General features: G+C 56.8%; 19 protein-coding genes. 4 read left to right on the top strand and 15 right to left on the bottom strand.

The window, feature by feature from the left end:
- Positions 1–2 precede the first annotated feature (2 nt).
- The 7 genes from ACONT6_RS17600 to ACONT6_RS17570 all read right to left on the bottom strand — a co-directional run bounded on the left by ACONT6_RS17600 (position 3) and on the right by ACONT6_RS17570 (position 5,768).
- Positions 3–422, bottom strand: a complete 420-nt coding sequence (locus tag ACONT6_RS17600; RefSeq protein WP_428819688.1) for a hypothetical protein — start codon at positions 420–422, stop codon at positions 3–5.
- A gap of 10 nt (positions 423–432) precedes the next feature.
- Complete coding sequence (locus tag ACONT6_RS17595; RefSeq protein ID WP_428819687.1) at positions 433–1,224, bottom strand: lysostaphin resistance A-like protein; 792 nt, start codon at positions 1,222–1,224, stop codon at positions 433–435.
- Between the two features lie 84 nt (positions 1,225–1,308).
- A complete protein-coding gene (locus ACONT6_RS17590) occupies positions 1,309–1,977 on the bottom strand; it encodes an SCO family protein (protein ID WP_428819686.1) in 669 nt (222 codons plus the stop codon).
- Between the two features lie 2 nt (positions 1,978–1,979).
- Complete coding sequence (gene cyoE / locus ACONT6_RS17585; protein WP_428819685.1) at positions 1,980–2,888, bottom strand: heme o synthase; 909 nt, start codon at positions 2,886–2,888, stop codon at positions 1,980–1,982.
- A gap of 197 nt (positions 2,889–3,085) precedes the next feature.
- Positions 3,086–4,138, bottom strand: coding sequence for a COX15/CtaA family protein (locus ACONT6_RS17580; protein WP_428819684.1), 1,053 nt, complete (start codon positions 4,136–4,138; stop codon positions 3,086–3,088).
- A gap of 49 nt (positions 4,139–4,187) precedes the next feature.
- On the bottom strand, positions 4,188–4,838 hold the full coding sequence (locus ACONT6_RS17575) for a hypothetical protein (protein ID WP_428819683.1): 651 nt from the start codon (positions 4,836–4,838) through the stop codon (positions 4,188–4,190).
- An 84-nt stretch (positions 4,839–4,922) separates the two neighbouring features.
- Positions 4,923–5,768, bottom strand: a complete 846-nt coding sequence (locus ACONT6_RS17570) for an SURF1 family protein (RefSeq protein ID WP_428819682.1) — start codon at positions 5,766–5,768, stop codon at positions 4,923–4,925.
- Between the two features lie 32 nt (positions 5,769–5,800).
- Here ACONT6_RS17570 and ACONT6_RS17565 point away from each other — a divergent pair, with 32 nt between their 5' ends.
- Positions 5,801–6,025, top strand: coding sequence for a DUF2909 domain-containing protein (locus ACONT6_RS17565; protein WP_181254751.1), 225 nt, complete (start codon positions 5,801–5,803; stop codon positions 6,023–6,025).
- Between the two features lie 49 nt (positions 6,026–6,074).
- Here ACONT6_RS17565 and ACONT6_RS17560 read toward each other — a convergent pair whose 3' ends face one another.
- The 4 genes from ACONT6_RS17560 to coxB are packed head-to-tail and all read right to left on the bottom strand — an operon-like array spanning position 6,075 to position 10,330.
- On the bottom strand, positions 6,075–6,965 hold the full coding sequence (locus tag ACONT6_RS17560; protein WP_428819681.1) for a cytochrome c oxidase subunit 3: 891 nt from the start codon (positions 6,963–6,965) through the stop codon (positions 6,075–6,077).
- A gap of 6 nt (positions 6,966–6,971) precedes the next feature.
- Positions 6,972–7,565 carry a cytochrome c oxidase assembly protein gene (locus ACONT6_RS17555; protein ID WP_428819680.1) on the bottom strand — a complete coding sequence of 198 codons (594 nt, stop codon included), beginning with the start codon at positions 7,563–7,565 and terminating at the stop codon, positions 6,972–6,974.
- Between the two features lie 29 nt (positions 7,566–7,594).
- Positions 7,595–9,145, bottom strand: a complete 1,551-nt coding sequence (ctaD, locus tag ACONT6_RS17550; RefSeq protein ID WP_078084159.1) for a cytochrome c oxidase subunit I — start codon at positions 9,143–9,145, stop codon at positions 7,595–7,597.
- 24 nt (positions 9,146–9,169) lie between these two features.
- The gene (gene coxB, locus ACONT6_RS17545) at positions 9,170–10,330 is read right to left on the bottom strand and encodes a cytochrome c oxidase subunit II (protein WP_428819679.1); all 1,161 of its coding nucleotides are present in this window, start codon (positions 10,328–10,330) and stop codon (positions 9,170–9,172) included.
- Between the two features lie 433 nt (positions 10,331–10,763).
- Between coxB and ACONT6_RS17540 the strand changes: the two genes are divergently transcribed.
- A complete protein-coding gene (locus ACONT6_RS17540) occupies positions 10,764–12,128 on the top strand; it encodes an MATE family efflux transporter (RefSeq protein ID WP_428819678.1) in 1,365 nt (454 codons plus the stop codon).
- A 139-nt stretch (positions 12,129–12,267) separates the two neighbouring features.
- Positions 12,268–12,927, top strand: coding sequence for a hypothetical protein (locus ACONT6_RS17535; protein WP_428819677.1), 660 nt, complete (start codon positions 12,268–12,270; stop codon positions 12,925–12,927).
- A gap of 44 nt (positions 12,928–12,971) precedes the next feature.
- Here ACONT6_RS17535 and ACONT6_RS17530 read toward each other — a convergent pair whose 3' ends face one another.
- Genes ACONT6_RS17530 through ACONT6_RS17520 form a run of 3 tightly spaced genes read right to left on the bottom strand, consistent with a single transcriptional unit; the run spans position 12,972 to position 16,149 of the window.
- Complete coding sequence (locus tag ACONT6_RS17530) at positions 12,972–13,778, bottom strand: hypothetical protein (RefSeq protein ID WP_428819676.1); 807 nt, start codon at positions 13,776–13,778, stop codon at positions 12,972–12,974.
- A gap of 20 nt (positions 13,779–13,798) precedes the next feature.
- Positions 13,799–14,074 (bottom strand): YheV family putative zinc ribbon protein, encoded by a 276-nt coding sequence (locus ACONT6_RS17525; RefSeq protein ID WP_428819675.1) that lies wholly within the window; start codon positions 14,072–14,074, stop codon positions 13,799–13,801.
- A gap of 8 nt (positions 14,075–14,082) precedes the next feature.
- Complete coding sequence (locus ACONT6_RS17520; protein ID WP_428819674.1) at positions 14,083–16,149, bottom strand: M3 family metallopeptidase; 2,067 nt, start codon at positions 16,147–16,149, stop codon at positions 14,083–14,085.
- 102 nt (positions 16,150–16,251) lie between these two features.
- Here ACONT6_RS17520 and ACONT6_RS17515 point away from each other — a divergent pair, with 102 nt between their 5' ends.
- Positions 16,252–16,806, top strand: a complete 555-nt coding sequence (locus tag ACONT6_RS17515; RefSeq protein ID WP_428819673.1) for a gamma carbonic anhydrase family protein — start codon at positions 16,252–16,254, stop codon at positions 16,804–16,806.
- 69 nt (positions 16,807–16,875) lie between these two features.
- Here ACONT6_RS17515 and ACONT6_RS17510 read toward each other — a convergent pair whose 3' ends face one another.
- Positions 16,876–18,309, bottom strand: a complete 1,434-nt coding sequence (locus tag ACONT6_RS17510; RefSeq protein WP_428819672.1) for a TonB family protein — start codon at positions 18,307–18,309, stop codon at positions 16,876–16,878.
- Positions 18,310–18,578 lie beyond the last annotated feature (269 nt).

Here is an 18,578-nt window from a genome sequence, read left to right as displayed (position 1 = left end):
CCCTAGCCGTACAGGTTGGCCAGGGCGATGGCGACAAGAATCGCCGCCCCTGCCGTGAGTACCACCCGCCACACCCACGGTTCCGTGTGATAGCGTGGGCGGTGCTCGGGCAATGCCAGCTCCCGCCAGGGAAAACGGTTTTGCCAGCGCTCGTCGCCGGTGAGATACCAGAAAAAAATATCCCGCAAGTTTCCCCTGGTCAGGTGGCTGTCGGTGCACTCGTAGTGCTGCTGCAAAGATCCTTCCTGATACTCGAGCTGTACACCTCCGCCCTGCAACAGCGCCGCCTGGATATAGGTCTTGTCATCCCGAGCGAGAATAATGAAGCTGTCCGACGCTTCCGAAAGCTCGCCGATATAGCGGGATAAATCCTCTTGCGATGGACTCTCGCTGACAACTTTGCCGTTTACGGTCAGTTCCACGTTTTGATACCTAGCCCGGATATTTGAGAAGCGTCATGTGCAGCAGGTTCACGCCCCAGTGCGTGAGCACACAGGCCCAGAAGCTGCCGCGCAGTTGCCAGACCAGCGCATACCCCAGGCCCGCCAGCCCAACCAATGCGAGCATCAACGGTGAAGCCGCCCAAGCCGTGTGGGCAGTAACAAACAGCAGGGTCACAATGATCGTGGCCAGCCAGGGTAATTTCTTCAGCCACATGCCCAGACCGCGCTGCAATATCCAGCGGAAGAAGCCCTCTTCCGCAATACACACCACCAGCAGGTTTATCAGTGCGGCGATGGCGATGGTTGCATTCAGCTTGGGGTAGATGGGGAGTAGAAAAAGACCCGCAATAATCGGTACTGCAACGGCAATGGCTACAACACCCAAATCAGCGCGTTTCAGCCGCTGCGGACGCAGGATCATAAACAGTACCAGGGTCAGCGCGATCATCGCCTTGGCCGGGCGGAAGCTTGCGTAAATCTGGTTTCCGTTGCTGTCGGTATAGGGCTGCAGCAGGGCAACGTGGTCGTTACCGGGGATTTTGCCGCTGTTGACCAGCAGCATCAGCAGCGCGGTGATGATAAAACCCAGCGCCTTTTTCCAACCGCGCGTGTTTTCAATAGACACCAGCCCCAACCAGATGGCCGGGGCAAATACACCAATCCACCCCAGGGGAATAGCGAGCAGACACAGAAAGGCCGCGGGTAGCCACAGGCTTTTATTATCGAAGGGTTCGGCGGCACCGATTACCGGCGCCCCCCGATGGACATTAAGTGAAAACATAGAAAATCCATTTTCAAGTTCAACAAACAGGTACAGGCGTCATTCTAGCGCCTGTGCAATACCAATTCAGTGAACGAGACCCAACTACCCGTTGTACGTAGCTCGCATTGATCGGTACGTCAGCTTCATTTTGGCCGGGTCGAGCGGTGCCTTGAAGAAGCCGTGATAGTGCCCGCGGGGATTGATCAGTACGACCTGGGATCCGTGGTCGACGGTGTAGTCCCCATCGTCCAGCGGCACCTTATTGAAAGGAACATTCAGCTGGTTGGCGAAACGTTTCAGATTAAGAAATTCACCGGTTACGCCGAAGAAATCCGGATTGAAGTAGCGGACATAGTCGTGCAGCTGCTGTGGCTTATCCCGCTGCGGATCCACAGAAACCAGCAAAATATCCGTATCGCCGCGGGTGTCGTCGTCCAGGGTCTGATAAAACTGATTAAGGGTAGACAGTGTTGCAGGACAGACATCGGGACAGTGAGTGAAACCGAAAAACACCAGAGTCCAACGACCGGCCAGCTGGGTTGTGTTGAATACCTCACCGGAATCGGCCAGCAACTCAAATTCATCCAGGATCCGCGGCCGCTCCAGCTTGATGGCGCCGTTCGCGCGCAATTCCGCATCGGTGATAACCCGCGGCTGACCCATCTTGTTCAGGAAGCCGGCCAGCACCGCCAGCATAAACAATACCATCACCACGACGGTGAGCAGGATTCCCCGTTTCTGTTCCGCCGTGTGCTGAACATTTTTACTCATGGTTATGCTCCGCTGGTGGGCAGTGCTACCAGGTAGTGATCCAGCAGCATGATGCAGAACAGGGCCATCAGATAAATGATGGAATACTTGAACGTCTCCATGCCCGCATTGGGATTTTTATCCCGCAACATTTCCACTGCCCAGTACAGGAAACCGATACCCAACACCACCGCGCCCAGCAGGTACAACCAGCCGAGCATGGCGGTGGCAAAAGGCAACAGACTGACGGCAAACAGGATAATGGTATACAGCAGGATATGGACTTTTGTGTAGCCCACACCGTGGGTGATGGGCAGCATGGGAATTTCTGCCTTGGCGTAATCGTCACGGCGATGTACTGCCAGCGCCCAGAAATGTGGTGGTGTCCAGGCGAAGATGATCAGCGCCAGCAACAGGCCGTGACCGTGCACATCTCCGGTGACCGCAACCCAGCCGAGCAGTGGCGGCGCAGCACCGGCGAGGCCACCGATAACGATATTCTGTGGGGTCGCCCGCTTCAGGAACATGGTGTACACCACCGCGTAACCCAACAGGGAAAACAGGGTGAGCCAGGCGGTAAGCGGATTGACGAAGGCAAGCAGTATGGCCATGCCACTGCAGCCCAGTACCAGGGCAAATACAATGGCTTTGTGGGGCTCGACTCTACCGCGCGCGATGGGGCGATTGGTGGTGCGCGCCATCTTGATGTCCACATGGCGATCTACCAGGTGATTGACCGCCGCGGCGGAGCCTGCACACAGCGCAATGCCCAGGTTACCGAGAATCAGGATATCCAGTGGCACCATCCCGGGAACGGCGAGCAACATGCCGATCACGGAGGTGAGTATCATCAACATCACCACCCGCGGCTTGGTGAGTTCATAGTAATCGCGCCAGCTGGCACGTTGTACGCTTACTGCCTGGGTACTCATGGTTACCACCTCGTTGTCATTATTATATTGGCCAATTCCGTATGGCCTGACTTGTGGCACCGGATGTTATTCAACATCCGGTGGTGGGAAATCAGCGGCTGATTTCCCTTTTTAAAAACCTTGAGGTACTACTCGATCCTCTGTGAAAACGCGCTATCCAAACCCCTGTTTAAATTTCCCAAATAAAACGTCGCTTACTACGGATAATTTTTTATTGCCGGTTGTACCGTATTGATCCGATAGCAGAATGTCAGCAGGCTCAATAAAAGCAGTGCTGCACCGGCGTTATGCGCTACGGCAACCGGCAGCGGCAGGAACATCACTACGTTCGCAATTCCCAACCCCACTTGCAAGCACAAAACGACCAGCAAACCCTGTGCCCAGCGGGGCGATCCAGCGCGCCAGGCGAGTAGTGCAAGTAGGCTCACCAACAGGGTAACGATAATGGCGCCAATGCGGTGCGTGAGATGGATCGCGGTACGCGCATCATTTTCCATGGCGCCGCCCAGATAATTGGGGCCGATATGTTGCGCAACGTTGAAACCCTGGCTGAAATCCGCAGCCGGCCACCACTGGCTGTGGCAGGTGGGAAAATCCGGACAGGCGAGCGCGGCATAGTTGGAACTGGTCCAGCCGCCGAGGGCGATCTGCAAACAGACGGCAACCACCGCAACCACTGCCAGCGGCCTGATTTTCTGCAGCGCGCTGAATTCATGGGGCGGGATCAGCCGTTTGCGGTAACGCAAGCGCTCGGCGAGCATCCACAGGATCGACAGGGTTGCCATGCCGCCCAACAGATGCGCGGTCACCACTTGCGGCCAAAGCTTCAGGGTAACCGTCCACATGCCAAATGCGGCCTGCAGCAAGATAACGCCCAGCAGGATATGACTCTGGATAAACCCGCGGTGTCCACGGCGACGCCAGAACATATAGGTGAGTCCGACGACCACCAGCAGCAACATGCCAGCGAAGTACCTGTGAACCATTTCCGGCCAGGTCTTGTCGGTTTCCACCGGAGTGTCCGGGAATGCGGCATTGGCCGCCGCTATTTCGTGGCCTTCATTGGGCCACAGCAGGTGGCCGTAGCAACCCGGCCAGTCCGGGCAGCCGAGTCCGGCGTGTGTCAGGCGGGTAAACGCGCCCAGCACCACAACCACCAGGGCGAGCCCGGTGCCGATCAGGGCAAGGCGGAAACGCCAGTCTTTCTTGTAGTTCTTGCGCAGTTCGGTGATGTCCGATTCCACATCCATTTCGCTCTCTCCCGGATGAACTTTTACTGTGGGTCCCGTTGCCGGGCCGCTACTTTTCGTAGGAGTACTTCAGCAGTCGTTTGATATCTTTGAGTAACTGGTTGCCACTGTGGTGGTTGTCGTAGACCATCATTGCAAAACCGTTCTGGTCTACCAGCAGCGCGCTGGGGCGTTGCAGCTGCGCGTGGTCGCTGTCGGCAAGCCACTGATCAATCTGGCCCTGGTCCGCAGTGGTAAATCGCAGGCGCGGATGCTGGCGCGCGAGATCCTCGTGGCGCAGCTCGGTAAGCGGCGAACCGGTCACCAGCAATCGCTCTACCCTGTGCGCCTTGTCCCCCAGGCGGATATGCACCTGGCGGGTGGTGTACAGCAGCTTTTCACACTCACCCGCGCACTTTTCGTCACCAACGATCAGGTAGCGCCACATTGGTGCTTCATTACTCAGCTCAACGGGTGTGCTGTCGCGGGTGATCAGCTCAATGTCGGCGACATTCTTTGCCGGTGTTAGCAGCTCGCCCTGGTTGACCGTGCTGGTTGGCATACCGATGCCGCTGTAAAACACGATGTAGGCGGCGAGCATGGGCAGCGCCACTGAGGCAAACACTGCAAATCCGGACCAGCGGCCGAGGCCGGAGGCCTTGCCGTGATTGTCGGAACCTTCACTAATCGCTGCACTTTCGGAATGGGTGTTCTCTGCCACGGGAATTACCTCGCTGCCGCGCCGCTGTTGCTGCAGGACCACCACAGAGCTGCAACTCGCGCGCTCGTTATTGTTATGTGTTGATTATGTCTGTTTTGTCGGCTTTTTAAACCACTTTTGCCGAACCATCTCACGTATATTGGTCGCGGCCAGCAACCACAGCAGACATAGCGCTGCGGCCATGGAGAACCACTGTACCGCATAGCCCTGATGTCTTTGCGGATTTGTATTCACCAGTTGCCAATCTGTGAACAGTGCCGTGTCAGAGTCGGCACTCAGGCGGATATGCCACTGCGGGTGATCGAGTCGCAGCCCGCTTTCGACAATGTTGTCGAGCGACTGTATGCGGGCATGGGGTGTGGTGCGCGACGGAGCCTCATTAGACTCTCGTCCGACTTGATTATCACTGGGATAGATAAATCCGGTGATGACCTTGGCAGCGAGGGGGTATGCCACTTCCGGCAACTCTGAACGCTGGCTACTCGCCGGCACCCAGCCGCGGTTGATCAGCCAGCGGCGCTTGCCGCGCTCGCTGTTGCCCGTTTCAAATACCTGCAGGATTTCATAGCCCACACGGCCGTTTCGGGTACGGTTGTCGAGGTAAAAATATTCGTCGGTATAGAACCCGAGCAGGCGTACCGGTGTGTAGGACTGTGGTTCGTGGAGTTGATCAATGCTTTGCGGTTGTGCGGAAAGACGCCCGTCAATGCGATCGAGCAGGTTTTGCTTTTCAGCGGCGCGCTGTAATTGCCAGTTACCGAGACCTAACAGCAGGGGGAAAAAACACAGACATAGCAGGCTGAGAGGCCAGCTGCGGATAAATGCTACACTGGCAGCTCGCGATGGTTCTCCCGCTTCCTTGGAGTCTGATCGGGTCCCGGAGGTTAATACATTGCCGCCTTCTTCCGGCGACATTTTCGGAACTGTCATGCCAATAATACTTCTATAAATGGCGTTATATTATGTGGCTCAAAACAATCATTGTATTGTTATTTCTCGCCGTGCTGGCCAGCCTGACCAGCGCCCTGCTATTTCTGCTGCGCGATATGGGTGCACCGGAATCCAAGCGTACGCTGTATGCACTCGGCATTCGGATCACACTCGCCGCGCTGCTCCTGCTAACCATCTGGTATGGATTCCACAGCGGTATGCTTTCCAATACCGCGCCCTGGGCCAACAAGTATTAAATGCTTTCTGGTGGATACGGAAATTCGTATCCACCGTTAACGTCCCGGTTTACGCACCCAGCACGTAGACAAAAATAAACAAACCTACCCAGACCACATCTACAAAGTGCCAGTACCAGCTGGCCGCTTCGAAGCCGAAGTGATCATCCGGCTTGAAGTGATGGGCAATCACCGAGCGCAACAACATGATTAGCAGCATGATGGTGCCGAGCGTCACGTGGGCGCCGTGGAAGCCGGTGAGCATAAAGAAGGTGGTACCGTAAATACCGGATTCCAAAGTCAGCCCCAGATGCTGATAAGCCTCCAGATATTCTTCCACCTGGAAGAAAAGGAAGGCCGCACCGAGCGCTACGGTAGCACCCAGCCACAGATTGAACCCCTGACGCTTGCCCTTCTTGAGGAAAACATGAGCGATATGTACGGTCACGCTGGAGGCCAGCAGCAATACGGTATTCAGCAGGGGCAGATGCCAGGGGTCGATAATGCCCTTGGGGCCCAACACTTTCGCGGACTCACCACTCACCGCCTGGTCCGGGGTCACCATCAGCGGCCAGGTATTCTGGAATCCCTCCCACAGCATGTTGGAAGAGCCGCGATCCCCTTCACCACCGAGCCACGGCAGGCTGAAGGTACGGATGTAGTAAAGCGCACCGAAGAATGCTGCGAAGAACATCACTTCAGAAAAAATGAACCAGCCCATCCCCCACACATAAGAGCGCTTGAGCTGATCGCTGTTGAGCCCCTGCATGTTTTCGCGAATCACCGCGGCAAACCAGAACCACAGTACTGCCGCCATGGCGATGGCACCGGCGAAGAAAATATAGGAGCTACCGCCATTTACCCAGCTGGCGGCACCAAAGGCCGTAAGGAACAGGCCGATGGTGGCAAAGATCGGCAGCCGGGACTGCTCGGGAACATAATAGCTGCTTTCTGTGGCCATAATTTTCTATCCCTCTCGCTCGGAGTCTCGCTCAATTGGGGAGGCATCCGTTTTTTTGTTGTCTGTCTGCTTCGCGATCCGTTCGGTTACATCAAACAGCGTGTAGGAAAGCGTGATGGTGTTTACGCCGGGAGGCAGATCCGGGTCCACGATAAATCGTAAACCCAGCTCGGCGCTCTCGCCGGCAGCCAGAGTCTGCTGGTTAAAGCAGAAACATTCTGTCTTATGAAAATAGCTGGCGGCCTTGAACGGCACCAGGCTCGGGATGGCCTGCCCCACCATGTCGCGCTCGGTCGGGTTATACGCAAGGAATACCGTATCCACCGCCTCGCCCGGGTGTACCTTCATTTCCACCACACCGGGTGTGAATTTCCACGGCATGTTTTCGTTGTTGCTGGCAACAAACTGGACTTTTACCGTGCGCCCGGTATCCACGGCCGCGGGTACCGCTTCATAGCGATCCCCGGTCTTGCCGTTGAGACCGGTAATTTCACAGAAGGCGTCGTACAGGGGCGGCATGATAAAAAGTGCAAACCCCAGCATGCTGACCGCAAGGGCCAGCATCTTTACCGTGGTTTTGGCGTTTGCACTCATTGCCATGATTCAGTCCCGCTTGCCATGCCGATCAATCAACGCACTACCGGCGGGGTGCTGAAGGTGTGGTACGGCGCCGGTGAAGGCACAGTCCACTCCAGACCCTGCGGGTTTTCCCATACTTCATCGGTAGCTTTACGGCCGCCGCGCACGGTGCGAATCACGTTGAACAGGAACACGATCTGGGCAGCGCCAAACAGGAAGGCGCCGACGCTAGCTATCTGGTTAAAATCGGCAAACTGCAGCGCGTAGTCCGGGATACGCCGCGGCATACCCGCGAGACCGACAAAGTGCATCGGGAAGAAGGTGACATTCAGGCCGACAAACGCCATCCAGAAATGCACCTTACCCATGGTCTCGTTGTACATGTTGCCGGTCCACTTCGGCAGCCAGTAATACACCCCGGCCGTGATCGAGAAGATGGCACCCGGTACCAGCACGTAGTGGAAGTGCGCCACTACGAAATACGTATCGTGATACTGGAAGTCCGCCGGTGCGATGGCGAGCATCAGCCCGGAGAAACCGCCCAGGGTAAACAGGATCACGAAGGCAATGGAGAACAGCATGGGGGTTTCGAAGGTCATCGAGCCCCGGAACATGGTAGTTACCCAGTTGAATACCTTCACCCCGGTAGGTACCGCAATCAGCATGGTCGCGTACATAAAGAACAGCTCACCGGCAATGGGCATGCCCACGGTGAACATGTGGTGTGCCCACACGATAAAACTGAGGAAAGCAATCGACGCGGTGGCGTAGACCATCGAGCTGTAACCAAACAACGGCTTGCGCGCGAAGGTGGGAATGATCGCCGACACGATACCGAATGCCGGCAGGATCATGATGTACACCTCGGGATGGCCGAAGAACCAGAACACATGCTGGAACAGTACCGGATCACCACCGCCGGCGGCGCTGAAGAAGCTGGTGCCGAAGTGGATATCCATCAGCATCATGGTCACTACACCAGCGAGTACCGGCATTACCGCAATCAGCAGATAGGCGGTGATCAGCCAGGTCCACACAAACAGCGGCATCTTCATCAGGGTCATGCCCGGCGCGCGCATATTCAAAATGGTAGCGACAATATTGATCGCCCCCATGATGGAAGACGCACCCATGATGTGAATCGAGAAGATAAAGAAAGTTACGCTGGGCGGCGCATATTCGGTGGAGAGTGGTGCATAGAAAGTCCAACCGAAGTTGGGCGCACCGCCTTCCATGAACAGGGTGGACGCCAGCATCGCGAATGCGAATGGCAGAATCCAGAAGCTCCAGTTGTTCATCCGCGGTAGCGCCATATCCGGGGCACCGATCATCATCGGCACCATCCAGTTGGCGAGCCCCACAAACGCGGGCATCACCGCGCCGAACACCATGATCAGACCGTGCATGGTGGTCATCTGGTTAAAGAATTCCGGCTGCACAATCTGCAGGCCGGGCTGGAAAAGTTCGGCGCGGATTACCAGCGCCATACAACCGCCAAGCAGGAACATCGCAAAACTGAACCACAGGTACATCGAGCCGATGTCCTTGTGGTTAGTCGTGTAGAGCCAGCGGGTAAAACCGGGTTTCGGACCGTGTGCCATAACTAAACTCCTTTCGGCTCCTGCTTACTTATTCTTGAAATTGAGAATGTCGATGGGCTGCACGGTGTCGCCCATATTGTTGCCGAAGGCATTGCGCTGATAGGTGATAACCGCAGCGAGATCCACTTCACTCAACTGTGCGCCGAACGCCTGCATCGCGGGATTGCTCGGCGAGCCATTCACCACCATGCTCAAATGGCCATCCATTGCACCGGTGGCGATCTTGGAGCCGGCAATGGCCGGGAAGGCACCGGGCACACCCTGCCCTTTCACCTGGTGACAGGCGGCGCAGGTGCTCTCATAGACTTTCTTGCCGCGCTCGTAGAGCTCGTCAAACGTGAAAGTCTTGTTGGTCAGCTCCTTGATCTTCGCCGCTGCGGCAGCGCGATCATTGAGCCAGGAATGGTATTCATCCTCCGGCACGGCCTTGACCACAATCGGCATAAAGCCATGGTCCTTACCGCACAGCTCCGCACACTGGCCGCGGTAAATGCCCGGTTCGTCGATGCGGGTCCAGGATTCATTCACAAAGCCGGGGATTGCATCTTTTTTCACTGCGAGATCCGGCACCCACCAAGCGTGAATGACATCGTTGGCTGTGATCAGGAAACGGATTTTGCGATTGATCGGTACCACCAGCGGCTCATCCACTTCCAGCAGATAGTTCTCGGTTTTTGGCTGCTGGTTATCGATCTGTGCGCGGGGGGTGGATAGATTGGAGAAGAAGGTGACGTCGGAACCCAGGTAGTCGTATTTCCACTTCCACTGGTAGCCGGTGATCATGATGTCGAGATCGGCTTCCTTGGTGTCGTAGATATCGTAGAGGGTTTTGGTGGCGGGAATCGCCATACCAACGAGGATCAACGTGGGTACAATCGTCCACGCCAGCTCCACCAGCGTGCTCTCGTGAAATTGCGCCGCCTTGTAGCCCTTGCTTTTGCGGTGACGCCACATGCTGTAGAACATCACCCCGAACACCACAATACCGATCGCCACGCAGATCCAGAAGATCAGCATGTGCAAATCGTAAGTGGTTCGGGAAACTTCGGTAACCCCCTGGGTCATGTTGACCCCCCAGCGCTCCACACCCTCTTCGGCTTTCTGCGCAGTTTCCTGGGCAAAAAGTTGGGGCGCGATGGCCGAGATGGTCAGGAAGGCGAACAGCCGTTTTAAGCCCATCAACATCGCCTGCAGATCTCCATGTTTGTTATTCTCGCGAGCCGCTTTCCTGCGGTCACATCACTGCGGGCCTGCCACACGAATACTGCTTTCGCTGCGGTATCGGGTGCGCAGTCGCGGCGCTGCAACCAACAAAATAGCAAAACCCTGTAACAGCGGTTGGCTGCTCGGAGGACTGGAGTCTGCCCCGATCGCAAGATCGGGAAATAATCCACACATCATCAATGTGGACATGCTGTAGTAAACCAAGACTACATACACTGTTCGCACACCGGGGAGGACCACAGTTGCGCGATACTGCTGTCAGTGCAACTTGTTATTTTTACTTCAGATGTCGTCGCCCGGAAGGTACAACCAACAACCTGTGTCTTTTCGTCGCATCTAGCGCTATCAAAAGAAACACATCGCCAGAAGAAAGTCAATTAAACCGCCAACTTACATGAAAAATTCACCGGCGCCCTCGCGTGCCATTCAGCGCCGATTTGCCGCCCCCTATGTGCGGGTCTGGCGCCTTGCCTGGCCCATGATCCTGAGCAACATAACCGTGCCGCTTCTCGGCGCAGTCGACACCGCTGTACTCGGCCACTTGTCCAGCCCGGAATATCTTTCCGGCGTTGCCATTGGCGCCAGTGTGATTTCGATGCTGTTGTGGGCGTTCGGTTTTCTGCGAATGGGGACCACCGGACTGGTGGCGCGGGCAAGCGACAGCGCACAGGGCGCCGCCTGGCTACTGCGCGCGTTGTGGATGTCGGCAATACTCGGCCTGCTGGTACTGTTGCTGGCGTCGCCGCTGCTTCCGCAGATTACCCATTGGATGAATGCCAGTGCCGAGGCCGCACCGCACGCCCGCGACTATTTGCAGATCCGCCTTTTGAGTGCACCACTGGCACTGGCCAACTTTGCCTTGCTGGGATTTTTTATCGGTCGCCAGGACAGCCGCGCACCGCTGGCAATACTGGTTACCGCCAACCTGCTCAATATTCTGCTCGACCTGATCCTGATCCTCGGCCTGGATATGGGCGCGAGAGGCGCGGCCTGGGCGTCGCTATCCGCGGACCTGTGTGCTTTCGCGATGGGGTTCTGGCTGCTGTCCCGGCGGCACCGCAACACCGTCCGGGAAATACGCGCAGTAATGGCCGCAACCGACTTCTGGCCGTGGCGGCGCGGAGCGCCGTGGTGGGAGCTGCTGCGTATCAATACCGACCTGTTTATCCGCACCTGTCTGCTACTGTTCACGCTGACGTTTTTCACTGCCCAGGGCGCAGCACAGGGAGATACCGTGCTGGCCGCCAACGCGATTCTGCTACAGCTGCTGATGATGACCTCCTATGCGCTGGACGGCTTTGCCCATGCCACCGAGTCGCTGGTGGGGCGCGCAGTGGGACGCGGATCCCTGGCACAATTCCAGCGCACCAACGCGGCCGCGGGGGTCTGGGCGCTGGTTTCCGCCATTGTCGTCACACTGATCCTGATCACCGGAAAAGGCTGGATTTTGCCGCTGTTTACCAGTATTCCGCCGGTGTTGACCGCAAGCGCGGAGTTTTATCCCTGGCTGTGTGCACTGCCTCTGGTGGCGGTATGGAGCTATCAATTGGACGGGGTATTCATCGGGGCGGGAAAAAGCAGGCAAATGCGTGACACCATGTTCATCGCAACTGTGATCGTGTTTTTACCTTGCTGGTGGTTTACACGACACTGGGGCAACACTGGCATCTGGTTCAGCCTGTTTTTGTGGTTTGGCGCACGATCTTCCGGATTGATGGTCTACTTTTATAACTACACTAAGAACAATTATTGGCTGTAATTGGAGATACGCACCGAGTCCACTTCCAACGTTAAGCAGTCTTGTCCGCACTCTGGATCAATCCCCTGCCATCAGGGGCAAACGGGGGGTCAGCAGACAAAGAAACGGGGAGGCGGTTTCGCCGTTTTCGTTTTGATGTATGAGTGACCATTATCAACTGATCCAGCAGTGTATCGACCGTGCCGTGGCTGCAGAGCAGTCCCGGGGGCGCTTTCGTCGCGCATTACACGATACCCTGCCGAACCTGCATCGCAGCATCCACCTGCCGCAACGCGATGCCCCCCTGCATATCACCTGCTTTGTCATCCGCTATATCCAGGCTATTCCTTCCTGGATGCAACGCCTGGATGAGATGTGTCACGCTGGCGGTCTGGATTTTCACCCGTTGCGGGAACTGATCCTGCACAGCTTCAGTCAGGTTCCCGAGCGCCAGCCCTACGAGCACGGCCTGGGTTCCATTCTGGATGAAGCCTATCTGGCCCATCGCGCGATGGAAGAAATCAACGATATGCTGCACCCCCTGTGCGGTACGCCGCTGCTGCCGATGGATCCGATGGTGGCCAATCTGGTGGTGCGGGAACTACTGGGAGAAAAGCTGGCGTGCCAGCTGGACGATCTGGCAAATATTTTGCTGCAGCGCTTTGAACCGGCGGAACTGGATCCGGAAAGACTGGTATCCATGATCCTTTACAAACAACGCTACGACGATGCGCCCGGAGAATGGCCGGACTTTGCCAGCCAGTTGCAGATTGAACTGCGCACCCCTTCCTTATCCAGACAGATAGACCTGTCGCACTAGGCGCAAAGTGCCAACCCGTGCGACCGCGCCGGTAATCCCGCGCTCTACTGCTCGACGATCTGGCGCCAATTGGCGAAAAAATCCACCTCACCCTGCAACAGGGCACGGTTCAGGTCATCCGCCTGGCGATGCAATTTATCGTTATAGAAATAAAGACTGCCGCCGCGCAGAGTGAATCCCCTGGGGTTGTCGGCGAGCAACTGGTAAAAGGTTTCCTGACGCTCCAGATATTGTAGTACCCGCGTCTTGCTAAAACGTCCCTTGCGATATTTATCGAAGATCGCTTCCTGTAACTGGCGCTCGGCCAGGGCGCGCGATTCCGCGGAGATCCGGCTGATATCGAGCAGACGATCAATATCCGATCGCAAGTCCTCCAGATACCGGTCCGCGGCTTCCGCGGCTATTTTTGTCCGGTAAATAGTGCGTTTTCGGCGCGACTGATATTGGGAGCTCTTGGCATTCTTGAGGCTCCACATTTCTTTTTTTGCCATTTCCATCAGGGGTCGGAAAATGGTTTTGTGCAGACGATTGGAATTGACCGTAAGGCGCTGGCAAATTTCCAGCGCGCCCTGCCAATCGGCAAAGGGCTTGTCGACCAGTACCGCATCCGGCAGCGCGGCGATCCGCTGATCGAGTCGCTCTTCTTCCGCCCGCAACAGTTCCGGATTTTTCTCCCAGTCATTTTTTTGCAGGGTAAACAGGGACAGCAGTCCCTGGTTAACACAGCGGGTAATCAGGTGCGCAGTCTGGGCCTGCTGCTGTTCGCGCACCTCGCGGTAGTGGTCTAGGCCTGCGTAACCCGCAATGAGTAAAACGATCGCCAGTGCGATCAGGGGATAGATTTTCTTCAAGGAGTTAATTTTTTCGTGGATTAATTTTTATCGGCCGGTCCCGAGGGCGGCTGCAGTATTTTGACTGCGGTTTCTTCCACTTCCCTGTCATTGGTCTGATTCACCCGGGTATCCAATTCCCGCGTAGATGCCTGTAAGCGTATTTCGTCCTTGAAGCCACAGGCTACGCACTCGCGATAATTTTTATCGCCAAGTTTGTAGTTGACGATCTTGTCCATCTCACTGCAGCGGGGACATACAGCACCGGCAATAAACCGGCGCTTCGTGGGTTTTTCAATGTTCTGGTGATCGCTCATGGGTTACCTCATTCAATACCCGAGTGCCGCAACAGTGCGTCTATTTTAGGGGCTCGGCCGCGAAATTCTGCGAACAGGTCCTGTGCATCGCGACTTCCGCCCTGCTCCAGGACCGTGCTCAGGAAGTGATTGCCGGTCGCAGGATCGAAAATTCCCGTCTCCTCGAACAGGGAAAACGCATCCGCGCTCAGTACTTCGGCCCACTTGTAGCTGTAGTATCCAGCGGCGTAACCACCGGCAAAAATATGGCTGAAACTGTTCTGGAAACGGTTATCCGGGGAAACCGGGACCACCGACACCTTGGCCCGAACCTCGTTGATCAGGCGCTGGATTTCTTCGGCATTGGCGCCCTCCGGGCGGGAGTGCAGCAGGAAATCAAACAGGGCGAACTCCAGCTGGCGCACGGTAAACATGGCGGACTGGAAGTTCTTTGCCGCGAGCATTTTTTCCAGTAATTCCTGCGGCAGCGGCTCGCCGGTCTCGTGATGACCGGCAATCATCGCCAGCGCCTCCGGCTCCCAGCACCAGTTTTCCAGAAACTGGCTGGGCAACTCTACCGCATCCCAGGCAACACCGTTAATGCCGGAGACCGCGGCCACGTCCACCTGGGTGAGCATATGGTGCAGGCCGTGGCCAAATTCATGGAATAACGTGGTGACCTCGTAATGGGTCAACAGCGCCGGCGTGTCTTTACCCGAGCCGGAAGCGGCAGTCGGTGAAGAAAAGTTGCACACCAGGTAGGCCACAGGCAGCTGCAGGCCGGCACTGGTCTGGCGGCGCACCCGCGCGTCATCCATCCAGGCGCCGCCGCGCTTGTTCTCGCGGGCATAGGGATCAAGATAGAAGCCGGCAATGGGCTCGCCGCCACGCTTCAGCCAGTAGAAGTGCACGTCCGGGTGATAGGTGGCTACCGAGCTATCCCGCTCGGCGCTCACGCCGAAGAGTTTTTCCGCTACCGAGAAGAGGCCCGACAATACTTTCGGATACGGAAAATACGGACGCAACTCTTCCTGGCTCACCGCGTAGCGGGCCTGCTTGAGCTTCTCAGCGGCCCAGCCAACATCCCACGGCTGCAGCCGGTCGATACCGAGCTCGCTGTCGGCAAATGACTGCAGCTCGGCAAACTCTCGCACTGCGGCGGGCTTGGCGCGCTTGGCCAGATCCCGCAAGAAGGTTTCCACATGCTCGGGAGATTCCGCCATCTTGCTGGCCAGGGAGCGCTCTGCATAGTTCTTCATTCCCAGCAGGTGCGCCTGCTCTGCGCGCAGGGAAAGAATTTCAGCCATCACATTGGCGTTATCGAACTCGCCGGCGTTGGGGCCAACATTGGAGGCGCGGGTGATAAACGCGTAGTGCATCTTGTGGCGCAGCTCGCGGTTCTCCGCGTGGGTCATCACCGCCAGAAAGCAGGGCCCATCCAGAGTCAGCAACCAACCGGACTTGCCTTTCGACTCCGCCAGCGCCGTGGCGGTGGCCAGCGAGGATTCAGGAATACCAGCCAGCTCGGCTTCATCGGTGATATTCAGTGTCCACGCATTGGTGGCGTCCAGCACATTATTGGCAAACTTGCTTTTCAGTTCTGCCAGGCGCTTGCTGATGCTGGCGTAACGTTCGCGCTTGTCGCCTTCCAGGCTGACACCACCCAGATGCATGTCGCGAAGACCATGACGCACCGCCTGTTTGCGCGCCTGCGGCCAGCTGGCAAAATCTGCGGACTTGGCCAGCGCCCGGTAGACAGCGTAGAGCTCCGGGTTCTGCCCGAGCTCGGTCCAGTATTCGGTGACCTGGGCCAGGCACGCCTCGTAGGGCGCGCGCCAGTCGCCACTCAGCACACTGTTCAGGTGTGAGACCGGCGAAAACGCCTTGCTCAGCTGATCCTGCGCCTCTTCCAACGGCGCCATGGTCTCTTCCCAGCTGGGGTTAGTTCCCGCATTTTGCAGACAAGATTGCAGCTGTTCTCGACATTTGGCGATAAGCTCTGCGATTGCCGGCTCGGCGTGCTGTGGCTTTACGGTATCAAACGGGGGTAGTAGCGGAGCGCTCAACAGCGGGTTGGATGCGGGCGATTCAGACATCGGAATTCCTTGTCGACGGGCCCCCGATGATGCAACACCGGGCGCGGAGAAGGGTTAACATATGCCCAGTATTCTAGTGGATTGCCCAAGCGGAGGTCAGCCTTGTCCAAATCCGATTTACCCCAACACACCTTGCGCGAACATCGCGGCCACACCCCGACACTCGGAGAGCGCGTATTTATCGATCCCCAGAGCTGCGTGATCGGCGATGTCGAACTGGGCGACGACTGTTCCGTGTGGCCAATGACCGTTATCCGCGGCGACATGCACCGGGTACGTATCGGCGCCCGCACCAGCGTTCAGGACGGCTCGGTACTGCATATCACCCACGCCAGCGACTTCAACGAGGGCGGATGGCCACTGACCATCGGCGAGGATGTCACCATCGGCCACAAGGCGTGTCTGCACGGCTGCACCGTGGGCAGCCGGGTGCTGATCGGTATCGGCGCGATTGTATTGGACGGCGCGGTGATCGAAGACGAAGTGGTACTCGCCGCCGGGGCCCTGGTGCCTCCCGGCAAACGGCTGGAGAGCGGATATCTGTACGTGGGCTCACCGGCAAAACAGGCGCGGCCACTGACAGAAAAAGAGAAAAAATTCTTCACCTATACCGCGGGGAATTACGTGAAGCTTAAAAACGAATATCTGCAGAACTAAACGGGACGGCCGGCGGCTCCCCTGAGGTCAGGATGGCGCCGCCGCCCGGGCCGGGGTATTCCCCGGCGTTTAATTTACGGACGCCTGCTGTAGCTCTGGCTCCAGTTCGATATCGTAATAGTAGGGCCCGCTCCATTTCTCACTGCGCAAGTATGTTTCGTGTCGGTGATTCACATCCCGCAGGTCCCACTCCAACCGTTCGGCGGTATCGATGGCCTGTTGTTGCAGATGTTGCGCCGTCTTGAAGTCAGCGCCAGCTGCAGCAACCGCGGCTTTTGTTTCCAGAATGCGGACCCGGTCAAAATAATCCACCGGTTCCGCAGCTACCAGTTCCTCAGCCAGCAACAACTCCTCCTCCGAAGCTTGCTCCGGACCGGAAACCAGCTCCCACGCCAGCAGAAGCCCGGAAAAATAATGACCGTTGAGCGCGGCGTTCTTCAGCCAGCGTATAGCGTGCTCCCGACGCTCGACCTCAGGCATTGCGCCAGTACTTGTCGCGAGATATTTCTGTGCCTCGGGAATACCGCCTACCGCCGCGGCGCTGATCCACTTCAAACCGTTTTTGACGTCAGCCTTGCATCCGCGCCCCATGACCATATTGCGACCGATTTCGAACTGGGCCTGGGGTATGCCCTGCTGAGCCGCCTGCAGATACCACTTGTTGGCGGTCCGATATTCGAGATCCACCCCCTTCATGTGCTTACGAAAAGAACGAAATACACCGAGCCTGTAGGCATACACGTACTGAGCCACCGGATCTCCGGCTTCGGCTTTATCTTTCCACTCGTTCAGTTCAGCGACCAGTCGACGCTTGTTACCGACTGGACCCGCAATATTGAAAGTGACCGCAGTCTTTACGCCACTGGTTGGCTCGGCCACTGCAGCCGGTTCATAACGGTATGACAGCGCAGACTCGCCTGCGGCCTTGGCAAAGCTATCAGCACTGGATTGCGCAACAGTAACATCGCGAACATGGCCACCTGGCATCACCGAATACTCCAGCACAACCCGGCCAAATCGGCCCCGCTTCAGCTCCATACGAGGGTAGCGCGGAGGCTCCTTTTCCAGAGGCGTCCGCTCGATATCGCACTCCTCGTCCGAAAGCATTACCGGATTCAGGTCGGCGAGCAATTTATCCTTGCCGTGGCTATGCATCAGCTCCTCGAGCCGCATCTGGGCAGCCTCCTGTGCCCCAGGCGGAAACTTTGCAAAAATCTTGCCGGCAGTTTGTGTCATGTTTTCCGCGCCGGATTGGGAGGCAGCCAACTGCATCCAGGCCCAGGCCTCAACGGGATCGCGCTCCACATACTCGCCACGAAAATACATTACGCCAATATTGAACGCCGAACTGTAATCACCAATCGCGGCCAGAGCGTCGAAACTGCGGTATGCCTCGGCAAAGTTCCCCTCGGTATAGTCCTGCATGGCTTTATCAAAGCTGGCATGTGCGGGTAGCACACCGCCGACAATTACAAACAGCGCAACAAGCAAAATCCGTTTCACTAAAATCTCCTACCAAATCTTCACGATATTATCAGCTGGCAAAGCGTAACACTTTGGCACTCAATTTATCACATTGCCCTCCGATCACGCTCCGCAGCGAGTTTTCGCCCCCCTGCACAATCAAGGCGCAAGAAGTCGCGTGGCACCCTGAAATATCGCCTGAAAGTTCCCGATTTAGCTTGTTTAAAAGCCCTTAAAAGCTGGATTTTTTGATATTATTTCTTCTTTGGATTTACCAAGCTTTCCGAAAATCCACCGGAATAAAACTC

This window comes from Microbulbifer sp. MCCC 1A16149 (assembly GCF_050368945.1).
Classification (GTDB): domain Bacteria; phylum Pseudomonadota; class Gammaproteobacteria; order Pseudomonadales; family Cellvibrionaceae; genus Microbulbifer.
The sequence above is the reverse complement of the archived record's forward strand: the minus strand, read 5'-3'. Positions and strand labels throughout refer to the sequence as shown.